Raw genomic sequence first — 17,161 nt, 5'->3', positions numbered from 1 at the left:
TTTCTCCTGATTATTTCGCGGACTGGCGGTACTGCTCAATTAACTCGATGAAATGGTCGAACAACGGCGCGGCATCGTGCGGGCCTGGGCTCGCCTCCGGGTGTCCCTGGAAGCTGAAGGCCGGCTTATCGGTGCGATGAATGCCCTGCAGCGTGCCGTCGAACAGGGACTTGTGGGTCACCCGCAGATTAGCCGGCATGGAGGCTTCGTCTACCGCAAAACCGTGGTTCTGCGCGGTAATCATCACCACGTTATTATCAATATCTTTAACCGGGTGGTTGCCGCCGTGGTGGCCGAACTTCATCTTAACGGTCTTCGCTCCGCTCGCCAGCGCCAGCAGCTGATGGCCGAGGCAGATGCCGAAGACTGGAATATCGGTGGTGAGGAATTGCTCAATGGCCTCAATCGCATAGTCACACGGTGCCGGGTCACCAGGGCCGTTGGAGAGGAAGATACCGTCCGGATTCATTTTCAGCACCTCTTCCGCAGAGGTTTTTGCCGGCACAACCGTCAGGCGGCAGCCGCGGTCCACCAGCATGCGCAGAATGTTACGCTTAGCGCCGAAATCATAGGCCACCACGTGGAACGGCAGCTCGCTTTCCGCCTTCGCTTCCGGCAGGTCGCCCTCCAGAGTCCAGCTACCCTGCGTCCAGCCGTAGGTTTCTGAGGTGGTGACTTCCTTCGCCAGGTCCATCCCGTTGAGACCCGGGAATGCTTTTGCCTTTTCCAGCGCCAGCTGCGCGTCGAGGCTATCGCCAACGATGATGCAGCCGTTCTGAGCGCCTTTTTCGCGCAGCAGGCGGGTCAGCTTACGGGTATCGATATCGGCAATCGCCACGATGTTATGGCGCTTCAGGTAAGAAGAGAGGTCTTCGGTATTGCGGAAGTTGCTGGCAATCAGCGGCAGGTCGCGAATAACCAGACCCTGAGCATGTACCTGGGAAGACTCTTCGTCGGCGGCGTTGGTGCCGACATTACCGATATGGGGATAAGTAAGAGTGACAATTTGGCGGGAATAGGAAGGATCAGTGAGGATTTCTTGATAACCGGTCATTGAAGTATTGAAAACGACTTCCCCAACCGCCGTGCCCGTTGCCCCGATGGCCCGACCGTGAAACTGGGTTCCGTCTTCCAGAACCAATAGCGCTGACTTAATCAAAACACCCTCCAGAGAATATTCACTCACTTTATTTGCATATTAATGCATTCGCGTAGCATGAATCAATGCAAATTTGCTTACCTATGGATTTCTGGCAAACGGCGGCATTCTGGAGAGATGTCGGGGAAAAGTCAACTTAAAGCGCATATTTTTAATATCATTTTGCGCCACTGGCCTATCAACGCTGCTTTAACAGCTAAAAAGATCAACAAACTAGCGTTAGAAAACGCTTGCGCAGCGTCGGGATTGTAAAATATGGCATAGCCATTCGGAAAAGTAGACCAGATGGTCAAAATTTACATAAAAATAACAGCAACAGGAAGGATAAGCGTTAATTATAGCAATCTTAATTAAAATGAGACAAAAATACGCTAAAAATAAAAAGGGCAATAAAATATTGCCCTCTGCAATCAATTACTTATTGAATGCCATAACCACATCACGATGGGTAATAAATCTTATAAAGCGTTCAGTTCAAGGACATCACGCATATCAAAGAGGCCGCTTTTCTTGCCTTTCAGCCACAATGCCGAGCGAACCGCACCGTTAGCAAACGTCATCCGGCTTGAAGCTTTATGGCTGATCTCAATTCGCTCGCCAATATCGGCGAACATCGCCGTATGTTCGCCGACGATATCCCCCGCGCGTACCGTGGCAAAGCCAATCGTTCCCGGAACGCGTTCGCCGGTATAGCCTTCGCGACTGTAGACCGCACAATCTTTCAGATCTTTGTTCAGCGCACCGGCAATCGCCTCGCCCATCGCCAGGGCGGTGCCCGACGGGGCATCCACTTTATGGCGGTGATGCGCTTCGATAATTTCAATATCAGTGTAGTCGCCCATGACTTTCGCCGCCTTTTCCAGCAGCTTGAGCATGACGTTGACGCCGACGCTGAAATTGGCCGCGAAGACGATAGCAATCTCCTGCGCCGCATCGCGAATGGCCTGTTTTCCCGCGTCATCAAAACCGGTGGTACCGATCACCATCCCTTTGCCGTGCTCGCGGCAGAATGCGAGGTGGGCCAGCGTCCCTTCTGGACGGGTGAAATCGATCAGCACGTCAAAACTCTCTTTAACCGCCGTCAGGCTGCTTTGCACCGTGACGCCCATCTTGCCCGCGCCCGCCAGCTCACCGGCGTCGCTGCCGATCAGGGAGGAGCCATCGCGCTCCAGCGCCGCGCCAAGCGCCACGCCGTCCATCTGCTGTACCGCCTGGATTAACTGGCGTCCCATCCGGCCGCCCGCGCCGGCGATGGCCACGCGGATTTGTGCATCATGCATAGCTATTCTCTTTTGTTAACTTTACGTAAATTGTTTTCAGAGTAACCAGCCCATCGATGGGCCGCTACTCAAAAACGCCGATAATTAGAAATTTATGACAAACCGCGGTCGATATCAGTAAAAACTATATGTTTGTCATCGCGCGAAGGAGAGATATCGTCTGGCAAAAGCGCCGTTCCCCCAGCAGATAGCGCGCAAGAAACGCCGCTAATGGCCTGATATCGCTGATTCTTCCCGGCGAAATCCGCATGATTCACGAATGACCAGCGCCGGCGGCAGGATAATCCGTTTCGGCGGCTCATCATTACCCTGAATACGGCTATACAGCAGCTCCCCCGCTTTACGGCCGATCTCTTTCGCCGCCACCGATACGGTGGTCAGCGCCGGCTGGACCAGCGCCGCTTCGGTAATATCATCGAAGCCCACCAGCGCAAAATCCCGCCCCGGCTCTCGGCCCGTTTTGCGCAGCGCCTGCATCACCCCCAGCGCTACGATATCCTGATAGCAGACCGCCGCCGTGATCTCCGGATAGCGGGAGAGCAGCGCTTCCGCCACCTTTGCGCCGTCGATCTGGCTGGCCTGCGCGGTAACAATCCACTGCGGATTCGGCGAGATCCCGCTTTCCAGCAGCGTACTGGTAAAGCCGCCAATACGCTGCGCCCGGGTGCCTGAGCTCGGGCTGCCGCCGATAAAGGCAATATTCTGATGGCCCATTTTCAGCAAATGCCGCGTCGCCATCTGGGTACCGAGGAAGTTGTCGGTGCCGACGAAATCAAAATCCGGATCGCTGAGCGGGCGAACCACCATAATGGCCGGAATATTGCGCCGCTTCAGGGCTTCAAAAAATGAGGCCGGCGTCTCCCGCGCGGCGCACAGCACCATGCCGCAGGCGTTATTACGCATCAGCGAATCAACAAATTTCTGCTGACGTTCGCCGGACTCTTCGCTGTTAGCCAGAAACAGCAGCAGATCGTGCCGCTCCATCTCATGGCTCAGCCCCGCCGTCATCTCGCCGTAAAAGGGGTTGGTAATATCGTGCAGCAGCAGCCCGACCTGATTGCTGCTGCGGTTGCGCAGATTGGCGGCGGTCTGATTGTAGACATAGCCCGCGTCATCCAGCGCCTTGAGTACCCTTTCGCGCGTGGCCTGTGAAATCCGTCCCCGGTTACGCAGCACCATCGAGACGGTCGCCGTTGATACCCCTGCTCTCTCTGCCACCTGCGCCAGCGTCACTGTCGTCATCATCCCTCCCGTTTATTCGCCCGAGGTTAATCGAATAACCTAAATATTGGTTTTTTCCCTGTGACTGCCTTCACATTAAAGGCCATTTCACCCCCTGACTTGTCGATTATGGCGGGTTAATCGCGTTAACCACGCTGTCAAAATAAGGTTAATCGATTAATCTTCATTTAGCCAATATGGAGAATGAAAATGCACACCACCTATAACAAATACCCTGAGGTTGCGGTTCGGGGCTATGACGACCACGCCTGCCGGGGCTGGGAGTCCATCCGTGCCGCGCTTAGCGCCAGAGCCTCGACGGCCGCGAAAACCGTGCTGGTTATCGACTGCTATCCGGGCGTGCGGCTGGAAGAGCTGGAACAGCATCTGCTGCCGGCGCTCGGCGCCGCGCTGACCCTTAACGTTGAGTCCGCCCGCCGCGACGAGCAGGCCATCCACACTCTGCTGGCGCGCAATCTTACCGACGACCGCGTGTTTGGCGTGCTCTCCTGCCACCACCTTGAGGAGTTTTTTGACCCCTATAAGCTGGAGCAGCTGCGCCAGCAGGTTATCGCCGAAGCCGAGGGCGTGGTGGTCATCTACGGGCCCGGCGCGGCGCTGGTTCATCCCGGCGATCTGCTGGTGTACGCCGACATGCCGCGCTGGGAGATCCAGCAGCGCATGCGCCACAGCGGGCTGGGGAACTGGGGGGCGGATAACCAGGATGAAGATATTCTCCGCCGCTACAAGCGCGCCTTTTTCATTGAATGGCGCGTCTTCGATCGCCATAAGGTGCCGCTGCTCAAGCGCGCCGATTTTTTACTCGATACCACGGTAAAAGAGGCTCCGGCCCTGGTCAGCGGCGAAGCGCTGCGCGCCGGGCTGCAGCAGACCACCGCTCAACCGTTCCGCGTCGCCCCCTTCTTCGATCCCGGCGTCTGGGGCGGCCAGTGGATGAAGCAACGATTCGATCTCGATCCTACGGCCGCCAACTACGCGTGGTGTTTTGATTGCGTGCCCGAGGAGAACAGCCTGTTACTGCGTTTTGGTGACGTACGGATCGAGATCCCCTCTCAGGACCTGGTGCTGCTGCACCCTCGCGCGCTGCTGGGTGAAAAAGTCCACGCCCGCTTCGGCGCCGAGTTCCCGATCCGTTTTGATTTTCTCGACACCATCGGCGGGCAAAACCTGAGTTTCCAGGTTCATCCGGTAACCGAATATATCCAGCAGCAGTTTGGCATGCACTACACCCAGGATGAGAGCTACTACATCCTCGAGGCGGAGCCGGAAGCCGTCGTCTATCTGGGGACGAAAACGGGGATCGAACCGCAGGAGATGCTCGCCGATCTGCAGGCCGCCGGCCGCGGCGAGAAGGCCTTTGACGATCGGCGCTTCGTTAACCAAATCCCGGCGCGTAAGCACGATCACTTTCTTATCCCTGCCGGTACGGTGCACTGCTCAGGAAGCGGCACGATGGTGCTCGAAATCAGCGCGACCCCGTATATCTTCACCTTCAAGCTCTGGGACTGGGGGCGTTTAGGTTTAGACGGACTGCCTCGTCCGGTGCATCTGCAGCACGGCGAGCAGGTCATCGACTGGCAGCGCGATACCCAATGGGTCAACGACAACCTGGTTAACCGCATTGAGCCCGTTGCCGAAGGCGAAGGCTGGCGGGAGGAGCGCACGGGCATGCACGAGCGCGAGTTTATTGAAACCCGCCGCCACTGGTTTAGCGCGCCGGTCACGCACCATACCCACGGCGGGGTTAACGTTCTCAACCTGGTGGAAGGCGCGGAAGCCGTGGTCGACAGCCCGAGCGGCGCCTTTGACCCCTTCAGCGTGCGCTACGCCGAGACCTTTATCATTCCGGCCGCCGTCGGGGAGTACCGCATTTCGCCGGCGGGTCGGGGCATCGGACAGCAGCTGGCCACCATCAAAGCCTGGGTAAGAGGATAAGAAATGATTAACGTTATTGTTGCCACTCACGGCCCGCTGGCTGACGCCCTGCTGGCCAGCGGGCGGATGGTGTACGGCGAGCTGCCCTATATTTCCACCGTCACCCTCGACGAGCAGGCGGGTATTGAGGGCTTTAAGCAGGATTTTGCCCGCGCGCTGGAGTGGGCCGGACAGCAGGCCGACGGCGTACTGGTGCTGTGCGATATGCAAAGCGGAACGCCGTGGAACGTCGCCTGCCTGCACGCCTTCTCTGCGCAGACTGCTCCCCCCGTCGCCGTGCTGGCGGGAGTGAATTTCCCGATGCTGCTGCAGTGTGAAGAGATTCTCGACCTGACGGATGTCCACGCCGCTGCCGACCGGCTGCTGGCGTTAACCGTACCAACCCTGATTAAAGCCACCCCGGTTTTAGCCGTTCAGCCAGATGATTTTTAGAGGAAAACGCTTATGAGTATCTCTTTTGTACGTATTGACGACCGGGTGATCCATGGGCAGCTCGTGACGCGCTGGGCCAAAGAGCTGCCCTGCGACGGTATCGTGGCGATTGACGACGCCGTCGCGGCCGACCCGCTCCTCTCATCGGTGATGAAAGGCGCCGTGCAGGACCTCAAGGTCTGGCTGTTCGACACCGCCACGGCCATTGAAAAATTACCCAAAGTCATTGCCAGCGAGAAACGCTATTTCGTGATAGGCAAATCCCCGGTCACCTTACAGCGCCTGGAAGCGGCGGGGATCAGCCTGAAAAATGCCAACGGCAAAATCAACGTTGGCCCGATGAGCGCCCGCGCCGACACCACCACCATTGGGCCAAATCAGTCGGTTAATGCCGACGAGATCGCCGCCTTCGACTGGCTGGTGCAGCGCGGGCATCACGTTGAGTTCCGTCTGGTGCCGGATGCCAGCTGCTACAGCTGGCAGGACGCGCGGCAGAAGCTGAAATAAGGAGCGGATGATGATTATCGAAGCGACGTTGATTGGCATTCTTTGCTACCTGGGGGCTCTCAGCAGCCCCTGGCTTTTAGGCCTGACCGGCGGCTGGTATCTGATTACCCGGCCGCTGGTCTCCGGCATGCTGGTCGGCCTGATTTTAGGCGACCTGAAGACCGGGATCATGATAGGCGTTGCGGTCCAGGCGGTGTATATCGCCATGGTGACGCCGGGCGGCTCAATGCCCGCCGACCTCAACTTCGTCGCCTGGCCGGCGATTGCGCTGGGGATATTGTCGGGTAAGGGACCGGAGGTCGCGGTGGCGCTGGCGGCGACTATCGGTATCGCCGGCACGATTTTATTCAATGCGATGATGGTGCTGAACTCCTTCTGGAACCATCGCGCCGACGTCGCGCTGGATCGCGGCGATGAGCGCGGCCTTTACCTGAACAGCGCGATCTGGCCGCAGGTCAGTAACTTCGTGCTGCGCTTTGTTCCCACCTTTATTGCGGTCTATTTTGGCGCCCAGTACATCAGCGGCTTTATGGACAGCCTGCCGAGAATCGTGCTCTCCACGATGAACGTGCTGGGCGGCATTCTGCCGGCAGTGGGGATCGCGATTCTGCTTAAACAGATCATCAAGAACTACAGCATGCTGATCTATTTTCTCGTCGGGTTCGTCTGCATCGTTTTTTTAAAGCTCAATATGGTCGCGCTGGTGATCGTGGGCTCGCTGCTGGCGCTGATCCACTACAACTATAAGCCCGAACCGCAGCAGGCCGCGGGCAGCAGGCCGGCCGTCGATGATGAGGATGAATTCTGATGGAAGAACGTACCCTGAACCGTAAAGATCTGCGCCGCTGCTGGCGGGCGTGGATGATGCACAACCTCTCGTCGATGAGCTTTGAGCGCCTGGAGTCGTTCGGCTTCTGCCTGAGCATGCTGCCGGTGGCGAAAAAGCTCTATCCCGACGCGGCCCAGCGCATGGAAATGCTGCGCCGCCACACCTCCTTCTACAACACCGAGCCGCAGATCGGCGCGATAGTTAACGGAATGGTGCTCGGGCTGGAAGAGAAAAAGGCCAACGGCGAGCCCATCGACGGTGAGACGATCAACACCCTGAAGGTTGGCCTAATGGGGCCGATCGCCGGGATCGGCGACTCGATGATCCCGGGGATGCTGATCCCTATCCTGCTGAGCATCGGTATGGCGCTGGCGGCAGGCGGCAACGTCCTTGGGCCGCTGTTCTATATCGTCGCCTGGCTGGCGATTATTATCCCCGGCTCGTGGTTCCTGTTTTTAAAGGGCTACAAAATGGGCTCTGGATCGGTGGAGATGCTGGTCAGCAGCCGCTCCACCCGCCTGCGCGAGGCCCTGTCGCTGCTCGGCGTCTTCGTGATGGGCGGCGTCGCGGCGAGCTACGTGAAGCTGGGAACCGGGCTGGAGTTCATTACCCGCGATGGCGTCAATATCCACGTCCAGCAGATGCTGGACGGCATATTCCCGCAGCTCCTGCCGCTGGTGGTGGTGCTGGGGACCTGGTATTTAATGGCGAAGCGCGGCGTTTCGCCGGTGAAGGCGATGGTCATGCTGCTGCTGCTGGCTGCGGCAGGCGTCGCCAGCGGTCTGTTTGCCGGCTAGCCGCGAACGCGACCCCGGTTTGCAAGCCGGGGTCGCCGCCTGTACCGCCAATATCTGAACCGGGGCATCGCCCCGGCTTTTTTATGGATGGAAGTTGTGCCACAGATCCGCCGCCCTGTCCGGGCTGGAGATAAACTGCAGGCGGGCGGGATCGTCGATAAACTGCTGATAAATCGGCGCGGAGGTCAGGCCAAACTCGACGTACCGGCGCGGCGTAATCGCCTGCAGTCGACCGGGAAGATAGCGCGAATTATGCTGCCAGATAACGTGGTTATCCTGCAGCAGCGGGTACCACGCCAGCCCCTTATGCGCCCGCACGGCATCATACTCAAAGCCGTACTCCCGATCGCACCAGGCGCCGAAGGTGAGCGGCACCTCGGGATCGGCGGAAATCGTCGCGTGCCCCCAGCCCGGCGGCACCAGCACCTTATCGCCGGGTTCGGCAATCACCGCAAAGCAGCGGCCGGGATCGTCTTCCACCCGCTCCTGCATATAGATAATCGCCTTCCCCTGCCAGATTTCATACAGCTCCGGCGGCGACCAGCCGCTGTGCTGACTGATGCGGTGGATATGACCCTGGCTGCGCACCGGCTCTTCCCCCAGCCTTCCGGCGGCATAGGTCACGACGCCAAACAGCAGCATGCGCTTTTTTAGCTCATCGCGATCCTGCATGCGCGCCACGTCCATGGCGATCGCGTAGACCTCGTCCGGCCCTGCGCAGTGGGGATCGCGCAGCGAGGCGCGGATCTGATCGAGACGACGGATCTCCGGCATCGGCCCGGTCACGTCCGCGCCGTAGCTAAAACCAGGGGGATGGTGGTGGATCGTCATATCCAGGCCGTAAGCGCGGGCAGAATCAGCCATTCTGCACCTCTTTTGCCTGAATAGTCCGGTTCTCCTCGACGACCCGCAGCCTGAAGCCGCCGTCCAGCGCCGCGTAATCATGTCCCGCAGCGGCGGGCCACACCGCCAGCGCCGACAGCGTATCGGCCCCGGTGTTTATCAGGCGGTGGGCGCTATAGCCGGGGATAACGTGCACCGAGCCGGCGAAAACCTGCTCCAGACGGGTTTCTCCGCGCTCGTTTTGCAGCAGCAGCAGGCCGCTGCCGCGCAGGCCGAAGTAAACTTCGCCCTGCTCGCGGCGGGCGTGAAAGTGCCCGCGAGTCATAAAAAATTCATCCCCGACCTTGCCGGGATAGAGATGGGTGACGCCGGTATAGAGCGCGCCCGGTGCGGAGGAGGTATCAAGCATTTCAACCTCGTACACCATCCGGTCGCCCGCCATGGTCAGACGGGTTCGCTCATCGGCAAAAACGCCGATCAGATCCGCAATACGCGTCGACTTGCGCAGCAGCGGACCGTCGGAAAACAGGCCGCTGGCCCATGCCACCTGCGGCGGCTGGAAAAAAACAGGGTTCATATTGGTCTCCGGCCCAAGGAGAACAGCAGAATCAGCTTAGCAGATTAATCGATTAACCCAAGGGCGAGCGGACGACTTTGTAGCGCACGTCACAGCCGGCGCTGCAAAGGTATCTTCACGCCAGCGTGTAGCTCACGATCAGCTGGCCCTTTTTCATTTTCAGCTGGGTTATCAGCACCTCGCCCAGCTCAGAAAGGCTGGCAACGTGGGTCCCGCCGCAGGGATAATCAGGCAGGGAACCAAATCCAACCCTGCGCAGCCCGTCGGCCACGGAGATATGGCGCGGCAGGTTTTCCGCCCGCCAGCCGGCAACTTTTGCCTGCAGCGCGCCGGCCTCCGGCAGGGCCGCGTTAGCGCCGGAGGTAAAGGTAATTCGCCCCTCTCCTGGCCAGTGGTGGGCCTTCGTCGGCTGCCAGCCGCACTGCTCTCCCGCGAGGCCAATCAGGTGGCCCGCCGAGTGCAGGCGGGCATGCTGCCGCCGCGCCGCGCCATCAATGCGGATCGTCACCTCGCCCGGGACCAGCGGCTGCGGGACAAGGTGCAGAATGCTGTCGCCAAACGCCGTTACCCCTTCGACGGCGATCTCCGCTATCCAGCCGCGATCCGCCGGCTGCCCGCCGCCCTGAGGATGAAACAGCGTTTGGTCCAGCTCGACTGCGTAGCGGCCATCGGCCTGCTCTACGCAGCCCACCACCCGCGCACGCCCTTCGGTGGCATCGCTGGTGTAATAAAGACGTTCAGTCATGATTGTTCTCCTCTCGTTACGCACAGTATATTGATAATACGTACAGCGATAATCCCGTCTTGCGTCAATGCACCTTTGCTTAGAGAGCACAAATGAACTTAAGCTTACTTCCCGACCTGGCCCTCTTCGTGCAAATCGTCGAGCAGGGCAGCTTTTCCGCGGTCGCCCGGCTTACGGGAACCACACCTTCGGCGGTCAGCCGCAGCGTCTCGCGCCTTGAGCGGGAGATGGGCAGCAAGCTGCTGCACCGATCCACGCGCAAACTCCGCCTGAGCGATGCCGGCAAGACGGTTTACGCCCACGCGCTGGAGATGCTGGAATCCGCGCGCCTGGCGATGGATGCGGCCGGCAGCGCCCAGCAGGTGGCGCAGGGCAAGCTGACGCTCAGCGTGCCGAAGGCCGTCGGGCGGTTTGTTATCCATCCGCTGATGAGCGAGTTTCTGGCCCGCTTTCCGCAGGTTGACGTCTGCCTGCGTCTCGAAGATCGCTATCTTGACCTGATTGACGACGGGATCGATCTGGCGCTGCGCATCACCCATTCGCCCTCCCCGGGGCTGCACGGCAAGCCGCTGATGCCGGTCAGCCACGTAATCTGCGCTACCCCGCACTATTTACGCCAGCACGGCGCGCCGCAAAATCCGCAGGATCTGCGCGACCATAGCTGCATCAGCCTCGGCGAAACGCCCGCCGATGCGCGCTGGAAATTTCGTCGTGAAGGCAAAACGGAAATCGTCCAGACCCGAGGGCGCTACGCGGCCAACCACACCGCCGTGCGGCTGGATGCGGTGAAGCAGAATTTAGGCATTGGCAGCCTGCCGCTGTTTACCGCCCGCGAAGCGCTGGAGCGCGGGGAGATAGTCCAGGTGCTGGCAGAGTGGGAGTTTATCAGCAGCTACTCCGGCGAGCTGTGGCTGCTGTGGGCGGGAAATAAGCATATGCCCGCCAGGATGCGGGCCATGATTGACTATCTTAGCGAGAAAATTTATCGCCGCTAAAGGGCCTATGGCGCCAGCGCCAGAACCTCCGCGACCCAGCGCTGGAAGCCAGCGACGTCCAGATCCAGCGCCACGCTGGCGTTCGCCGGCTGGCCAAGGCGGCCTTCGATATCAACGACCGTGGTGCCCGCCGTCCAGCTCCCCTGCGTTTCGACCGCCACAAAGCACGATTTAAGGGTAAACAGCTCGGGACGAACCAGCCAGGCGATTGCGCACAGGTCATGCATGCGCAGCCCGCTCTCCATGCTGCCGCTGCGGTAGTGGCTGAACAGCGCGTGGAGCATTTTGCCGGTCCTGTTGAGCGTCGGCAGCGTGGCGAGATATTCCGGGGCGAGTATTGCCTGATTGGTGACCTCCAGCCCGCACATCACAATCTCCAGCCCGCTCTGAAACACTTTCGCCGCGGCTTCCGGGTCGATGGCAATGTTGAACTCCGCGTTGGGGGTGAAGTTACCCCGCCCGGCGGATCCGCCCATAATGACCAGGCGGCGAATGTTAAACCGGCACTCCGGATACTGCGTCAGCAGCAGCGCAATGTTGGTCAGCGGGCCAATGGCCACCAGCGTCATCGGCTCCGGGGCATGCATCAGCGCATCGCGAATGGCCTGAAACGCCGGTTTCGGCAGCGGCTGGCAGCGATGCTCGACAAACTCATACCCTTCCATCCCCGACTCGCCGTGGACGGAGGCCGCATCGCGCAGCGGGCGCAGCAGGGGCATTGAGGCGCCCTGGGCCAGCGGCACGTCGGCGTTCCAGAAATGCAGCAGCTGCAGCGCATTGCGGGTGGTTTTTTCCACCGACACGTTGCCGGCCACCGTGGTCATCAGCTGCAGATCCAGCTCGGGCGCGAACAGCGCCGCGGCGATTGCCGCCGCATCATCAATGCCGGGATCGGTATCAAGAACTATCGGTAAGCGCATAAATTCTCCAAAAAAAATGCCAGACGTTAAGTCTGGCATCTTCGCATACTGACGGCGTAAAGAACTTATTCTACTTCACGGACGTCAACCCGCAGCTCTTTCGGCACTTCAAAGACGATGTTCTCTTCGCGCCCTTCCAGCGGCACCGCGTCGCCGCCGCCCAGCTCCTGCAGGCGAGCAATCACGTTCTGCACCAGGATATCCGGCGCCGATGCGCCGGCGGTCACGCCCACGCATTTGGCCGCTTTGACCCACGGCTCCTGGATATCGGCCGCATCATCGATCAGATACGCCGCTTTCCCCATGCGCTGCGCGAGTTCGGCCAGACGGTTGGAGTTGGAGGAGTTCTTCGACCCCACCACCAGCACTACGTCCGCCTGCTCCGCCAGCGCGCGTACCGCTTCCTGACGGTTAGTGGTGGCGTAGCAAATATCGTCTTTACGCGGCCCGACGATTTTCGGGAAGCGCTGGCGCAGCGCGTCAATGACGTCAGAGGTGTCATCAACGGAGAGCGTGGTCTGAGTCATAAACGACAGCCTGGCGTCGTTTTTCACTTCCAGCGTCCAGACGTCGTCCGGCGACTCCACCAGGTACATGCCACCCTGCGGGTTGCTGTACTGGCCCATCGTCCCCTCAACTTCCGGGTGACCGGCGTGACCGATCAGAATCGACTCTTCGCCGCGGCGGCTGGCGCGAGCCACCTCCATATGGACCTTGGTCACCAGCGGACAGGTGGCATCGAAAACCGTCAGATCGCGGCTTTTCGCCTCGTTGCGTACCGCCTGAGAGACGCCGTGGGCGGAGAAAATCAGGATCGCGCCGTCCGGCACTTCGCTGATTTGCTCGATAAAAATAGCGCCGCGCTTGCGCAGGCTATCGACCACATAGCGGTTATGCACCACTTCATGACGAACATAGATCGGCGCGCCATACAGCGTCAGCGCGTTTTCGACAATGCTGATAGCGCGGTCAACGCCGGCGCAGAAGCCGCGCGGGTTAGCCAACAGGATCTGCATTTTACTCCTCCAGCGCCGGATCGACTTCCAGCACTTCAATATCAAAATGAACGGTGCGCCCGGCCAGCGGATGGTTGAAATCAACGGTGATCGAATCGCCGTTAACTTCCCGAATCACGCCGGGCATTTCGCTGCCATCCATTGCGGTAAAGAGCATAATTGCGCCAATTTCCGGCTCGCCCGCATCGATAAACTCGCGGCGGGAGAAGTACTGAATCAGGTCCGGGCTGGGTACGCCAAACGCGGCATCAGGCTCGAGGGAGAAGTTGGTTTTATCCCCCGCCTTCAGCCCCAGCAGGTGCTGCTCGAGCCCCTCGGTGAGCGAAGCGTCACCAAGACGGAACAGCGCCGGCTTGCCGTTATTGCGCGTAGACTCCGCGGTGGAGCCATCATCAAGTTTCAGCGTGAAGTGCACCAGCACCCCGCTGTTGCTCTGTACAGAGTTTGACATGCAGGTTTGCTCTAAGTTGGTTCTGCGTTTACCCCGCCTGGCGGCAAGACCGCTGGCGGGGTACGCTTATAATGTAGGCCGGGCCGGCGTAAACGCCACCCGGCAGGGATTACGCGGTTTTCTTCGCAGCGCCGGGCAAAAAGCCTTCCAGCACAATCAGCGCCGCGCCGATACAGATGGCGGTATCGGCCAGGTTGAAGGTGGCGAAATGCCACTCACCGACGTAGAAATCAATCATATCGACGACAAAACCGTGCCACAGCCGGTCGAACAGGTTGCCTAACGCCCCGCCAATAATCAGCGCGTAGGCGATGTTATTGAGCTTCTGCGTCGCCTTCGAGCGGTACATCAGCACCGTCAGAATCACGCAGATGCCGAGGGCAATCCCCGCAAAGAACCAGCGCTGCCAGCCGCCGCTATCGGCGAGGAAGCTAAAAGCCGCGCCGTAGTTGCGCGCATAGTGCAGGTTCAGCGATGGGAACAGCGCTACCGTATCCCCCAGAGCAAAGTTCTGGAGGATCAGGAATTTGCTGCCCAGATCGATAATCAGCACGGCGACGACGACCCACAGCCAGCGTAGCCCGGTTGAACAGACAGATTTACTCATCAGGCAAACTTACGTTGTTCGCCGTCACCGGCGACGTTGCTGACACAGCGACCGCAGATTTCCGCGTGTTCCGCCACCTTGCCGACGTCGCTGGTGTAGTGCCAGCAGCGTGGGCACTTATCGCCTTCCGCTTTGCTCAGCACAACCCGCAGACCCTTCAGCAGTTCGCTCTGCCAGGCATCAGCCGGCGCCTGTGCGTAATCGGCCACTTTCGCCCCTGAGGTTAACAGGACAAAGCGCAGCTCGTCGCCCAGCGCGTTCAGCTTGGTTGCCAGCTCGCTATCCGCATACAGCGTGACCGCCGCCTCAAGAGAGCCGCCCACCAGCTTGTCAGCACGAGCCTGTTCGATAACCTTGTTCACTTCACCGCGCACCTTCAGCAGTTCATCCCAGAAGCCGTCGTTCATCGCTTCATCGTCGGCCAGGCCGAACAGGCCTTCATACCACTCACCGGTAAAGACGTATTTCTCGCGGGAACCCGGCAGGTAGCCCCAGATTTCGTCGGCGGTGAAGGACATGATCGGCGCCATCCAGCGCACCAGCGCTTCCACGATGTGGAACAGCGCGGTCTGGCAGCTGCGACGCGCCACGCTGTCCGCTTTCGCGGTGTACTGGCGGTCTTTGATGATGTCGAGGTAGAACGATCCCATTTCGATGGAGCAGAAGCGCATCAGGCGCTGCACCACTTCATGGAAGTCGTAGGACTCGTAGGCTTTGAGGATATCGTCCTGCGCCGCTTTCGCGCAGCTCACCGCCCAGCGATCGAGCACCACCATCTCTTCCGGTTTCACCATGTCGGTCAGCGGGTCGAAGCCGTTAAGGTTCGCCAGCAGGAAGCGCGCGGTGTTACGGATACGACGATAGCTGTCGGCGGCGCGTTTGAGGATCTCATCGGAGACCGCCATTTCGCCGGTATAGTCGGTGGAAGCCACCCACAGGCGCAGGATATCCGCGCCCAGCTTGTTCATTACATCCTGCGGAGAGACGGTATTACCGATGGATTTGGACATCTTGCGGCCCTGGCCATCAACGGTAAAGCCGTGGGTCAGCACCTGGCGATACGGCGCTTTGCCCTTCATCGCCGTGGAGATCATCAGCGAGGACATGAACCAGCCGCGGTGCTGGTCGGAACCTTCCAGATACATATCGGCGGCGTGACCGGAAAACTCCGGGCGTACGTCAACCACCGAGGAGTGGGTAGAGCCGGAGTCGAACCACACGTCGAGGGTATCCGGCACTTTCTCGTAGCTGTCGGCATCGGCACCGAGGATGTCGCGGGAGTCGAGATCCCACCACGCCTGAATACCGTCAACCTCAACGCGCTTAGCCACTTCTTCCATCAGCTCCAGGGTGCGCGGATGCAGCTCCTGGGTCTCTTTATGCACGAACAGGGACATCGGAACGCCCCAGGTACGCTGACGGGAGATACACCAGTCAGGGCGGTTAGCCACCATCGATTCGATACGCGCCTGGCCCCAGTCCGGGATCCACTGCACGCCTTTAATCTCTTTTAGCGACTGCGCGCGCAGGCCTTTCTGATCCATGCTGACGAACCACTGCGGCGTGGCGCGGAAGATGATCGGCGACTTGTGGCGCCAGCAGCACGGATAGCTGTGCTGCATTTTTTCAACGTGCAGCAGCGCGCCGCTTTCACGCAGCAGCTCAACGATAATGTCGTTGGCCTTGAAGACGTTGATGCCGTCCAGCGACGGATAGGTTCCCGGCAGGTAGGCGCCGTCAGGGCCGACCGGATTGGCGATTTCCAGGCCATATTTCTGGCTGATGGTGTAGTCGTCAGGGCCGTGGCCGCCGGCAGTATGCACCGCGCCGGTACCCGCATCGAGGGTAACGTGGTCGCCGAGGATCGCCGGAACGTCGAAGTCGAGGAACGGATGATTAAAGCGCATCAGCTCCAGCTCTGCGCCGTTGACCACCGCGAGGATGGTGTAATCCGCAACGCCCGTACGCTTCATGACGCTTTCAACCAGGTCTTTCGCCAGGATCAGCGCCTGGCCGTCAACCTGCACCAGCGCATAGTCGAACTCCGGCGACAGGGAGATCGCGCGGTTAGCCGGCAGGGTCCACGGGGTGGTGGTCCAGATAACCAGGGAGACCGGACCGCTGACGTCGGCAATGCCGAACTTCGCCAGCACCGCCGCTTTATCGACGGCGTGGAACGCCACGTCGATAGAGGGAGAGGTTTTGTCGTAATACTCAACTTCCGCTTCCGCCAGCGCGGAGCGGCAGTCTACGCACCAGTGCACCGGCTTCGCGCCTTTGTGCAGGTGGCCGTTGCCGATGATTTTACCCAGCGCGCGGATGATATTGGCTTCGGTTTTGAAGTCCATAGTCAGGTACGGACGCGACCAGTCGCCCAGCACGCCAAGACGGATAAAGTCTTTACGCTGGCCTTCAACCTGGGTCGCGGCATATTCGCGGCACTTGGCACGGAACTCGGCGGCGGTGAACTTCTCACCCGGTTTGCCGAACTCCTGCTCCACTTTCAGCTCGATCGGCAGACCGTGGCAGTCCCAGCCCGGCACGTAGGGAGAATCATAGCCCGTCAGCCCTTTGGACTTAACGATAATGTCTTTCAGAATCTTGTTAACCGAGTGACCAATATGAATGCTGCCATTCGCATAAGGAGGGCCATCATGCAGAATGAAGGTTTTTTTGCCTTTTTTCGCCGCACGGATGATGCCGTACAGATCATCATCGGTCCAACGCGCCAGCATTCCCGGTTCGCGTTTGGCGAGATCGCCACGCATCGGGAACCCTGTTTCCGGCAAATTCAGGGTGGATTTATAGTCACTCATCAGATTCTCG

17 protein-coding genes are annotated in these 17,161 nt (G+C 59.6%); 6 read left to right on the top strand and 11 right to left on the bottom strand.

Features of this window, described 5'->3' with window-relative positions:
• Window positions 1-10 precede the first annotated feature (10 nt).
• The 3 genes from carA to M2416_RS12325 form a co-directional block, all read right to left on the bottom strand.
• Window positions 11-1,159, bottom strand: a complete 1,149-nt coding sequence (gene carA / locus M2416_RS12335; protein ID WP_041143997.1) for a glutamine-hydrolyzing carbamoyl-phosphate synthase small subunit — start codon at window positions 1,157-1,159, stop codon at window positions 11-13.
• Between the two features lie 458 nt (window positions 1,160-1,617).
• Window positions 1,618-2,439, bottom strand: coding sequence for a 4-hydroxy-tetrahydrodipicolinate reductase (gene dapB, locus M2416_RS12330; RefSeq protein WP_115193586.1), 822 nt, complete (start codon window positions 2,437-2,439; stop codon window positions 1,618-1,620).
• A 207-nt stretch (window positions 2,440-2,646) separates the two neighbouring features.
• Window positions 2,647-3,681 (bottom strand): LacI family DNA-binding transcriptional regulator, encoded by a 1,035-nt coding sequence (locus M2416_RS12325; protein WP_041143995.1) that lies wholly within the window; start codon window positions 3,679-3,681, stop codon window positions 2,647-2,649.
• 189 nt (window positions 3,682-3,870) lie between these two features.
• On the opposite strand from M2416_RS12325, the gene M2416_RS12320 reads away from it, so the two are divergent.
• Genes M2416_RS12320 through M2416_RS12300 form a run of 5 tightly spaced genes read left to right on the top strand, consistent with a single transcriptional unit; the run spans window position 3,871 to window position 8,181 of the window.
• Window positions 3,871-5,616, top strand: coding sequence for a class I mannose-6-phosphate isomerase (locus M2416_RS12320; RefSeq protein WP_259224192.1), 1,746 nt, complete (start codon window positions 3,871-3,873; stop codon window positions 5,614-5,616).
• 3 nt (window positions 5,617-5,619) lie between these two features.
• On the top strand, window positions 5,620-6,048 hold the full coding sequence (locus M2416_RS12315) for a PTS sugar transporter subunit IIA (RefSeq protein ID WP_148250853.1): 429 nt from the start codon (window positions 5,620-5,622) through the stop codon (window positions 6,046-6,048).
• Between the two features lie 12 nt (window positions 6,049-6,060).
• Window positions 6,061-6,555 carry a PTS sugar transporter subunit IIB gene (locus M2416_RS12310; protein ID WP_041143992.1) on the top strand — a complete coding sequence of 165 codons (495 nt, stop codon included), beginning with the start codon at window positions 6,061-6,063 and terminating at the stop codon, window positions 6,553-6,555.
• Between the two features lie 10 nt (window positions 6,556-6,565).
• Window positions 6,566-7,363, top strand: coding sequence for a PTS mannose/fructose/sorbose/N-acetylgalactosamine transporter subunit IIC (locus M2416_RS12305; RefSeq protein ID WP_115193589.1), 798 nt, complete (start codon window positions 6,566-6,568; stop codon window positions 7,361-7,363).
• On the top strand, window positions 7,363-8,181 hold the full coding sequence (locus M2416_RS12300; RefSeq protein WP_259224191.1) for a PTS system mannose/fructose/sorbose family transporter subunit IID: 819 nt from the start codon (window positions 7,363-7,365) through the stop codon (window positions 8,179-8,181). The genes M2416_RS12305 and M2416_RS12300 overlap by 1 nt, the downstream gene beginning before the upstream one ends.
• 81 nt (window positions 8,182-8,262) lie before the next feature.
• Here M2416_RS12300 and M2416_RS12295 read toward each other — a convergent pair whose 3' ends face one another.
• From M2416_RS12295 to M2416_RS12285, 3 genes are all read right to left on the bottom strand, one after another.
• Window positions 8,263-9,045, bottom strand: coding sequence for a glucose-6-phosphate isomerase family protein (locus M2416_RS12295; protein ID WP_076946424.1), 783 nt, complete (start codon window positions 9,043-9,045; stop codon window positions 8,263-8,265).
• Window positions 9,038-9,601 carry a glucose-6-phosphate isomerase family protein gene (locus M2416_RS12290; RefSeq protein WP_259224190.1) on the bottom strand — a complete coding sequence of 188 codons (564 nt, stop codon included), beginning with the start codon at window positions 9,599-9,601 and terminating at the stop codon, window positions 9,038-9,040. The genes M2416_RS12295 and M2416_RS12290 overlap by 8 nt, the downstream gene beginning before the upstream one ends.
• Before the next feature lie 115 nt (window positions 9,602-9,716).
• A complete protein-coding gene (locus tag M2416_RS12285; RefSeq protein WP_259224189.1) occupies window positions 9,717-10,346 on the bottom strand; it encodes an alanyl-tRNA editing protein in 630 nt (209 codons plus the stop codon).
• Between the two features lie 92 nt (window positions 10,347-10,438).
• Here M2416_RS12285 and M2416_RS12280 point away from each other — a divergent pair, with 92 nt between their 5' ends.
• Window positions 10,439-11,341 (top strand): LysR family transcriptional regulator, encoded by a 903-nt coding sequence (locus M2416_RS12280; RefSeq protein ID WP_134525231.1) that lies wholly within the window; start codon window positions 10,439-10,441, stop codon window positions 11,339-11,341.
• Window positions 11,342-11,346: 5 nt separating this feature from the next.
• Here the strand turns inward: M2416_RS12280 and rihC are convergent, their stop codons facing one another.
• From rihC to ileS, 5 genes are all read right to left on the bottom strand, one after another.
• Window positions 11,347-12,261: a ribonucleoside hydrolase RihC gene (rihC, locus tag M2416_RS12275; protein WP_259224188.1), complete on the bottom strand. Its 915-nt coding sequence runs from the start codon at window positions 12,259-12,261 to the stop codon at window positions 11,347-11,349.
• A gap of 65 nt (window positions 12,262-12,326) precedes the next feature.
• The gene (gene ispH / locus M2416_RS12270) at window positions 12,327-13,277 is read right to left on the bottom strand and encodes a 4-hydroxy-3-methylbut-2-enyl diphosphate reductase (protein ID WP_041143984.1); all 951 of its coding nucleotides are present in this window, start codon (window positions 13,275-13,277) and stop codon (window positions 12,327-12,329) included.
• 1 nt (window position 13,278) lies between these two features.
• A complete protein-coding gene (gene fkpB, locus M2416_RS12265) occupies window positions 13,279-13,728 on the bottom strand; it encodes an FKBP-type peptidyl-prolyl cis-trans isomerase (protein WP_041143983.1) in 450 nt (149 codons plus the stop codon).
• Window positions 13,729-13,837: 109 nt separating this feature from the next.
• Window positions 13,838-14,335 (bottom strand): signal peptidase II, encoded by a 498-nt coding sequence (gene lspA, locus M2416_RS12260; RefSeq protein WP_041143982.1) that lies wholly within the window; start codon window positions 14,333-14,335, stop codon window positions 13,838-13,840.
• A complete protein-coding gene (ileS, locus tag M2416_RS12255; RefSeq protein ID WP_259224185.1) occupies window positions 14,335-17,151 on the bottom strand; it encodes an isoleucine--tRNA ligase in 2,817 nt (938 codons plus the stop codon). The genes lspA and ileS overlap by 1 nt, the downstream gene beginning before the upstream one ends.
• Between the last annotated feature and the right edge of the window lie 10 nt (window positions 17,152-17,161).

Source organism: Klebsiella sp. BIGb0132 (genome assembly GCF_024810075.1).
GTDB lineage: Bacteria > Pseudomonadota > Gammaproteobacteria > Enterobacterales > Enterobacteriaceae > Klebsiella > Klebsiella terrigena.
This window is presented reverse-complemented; position numbering and strand designations above follow the sequence as displayed.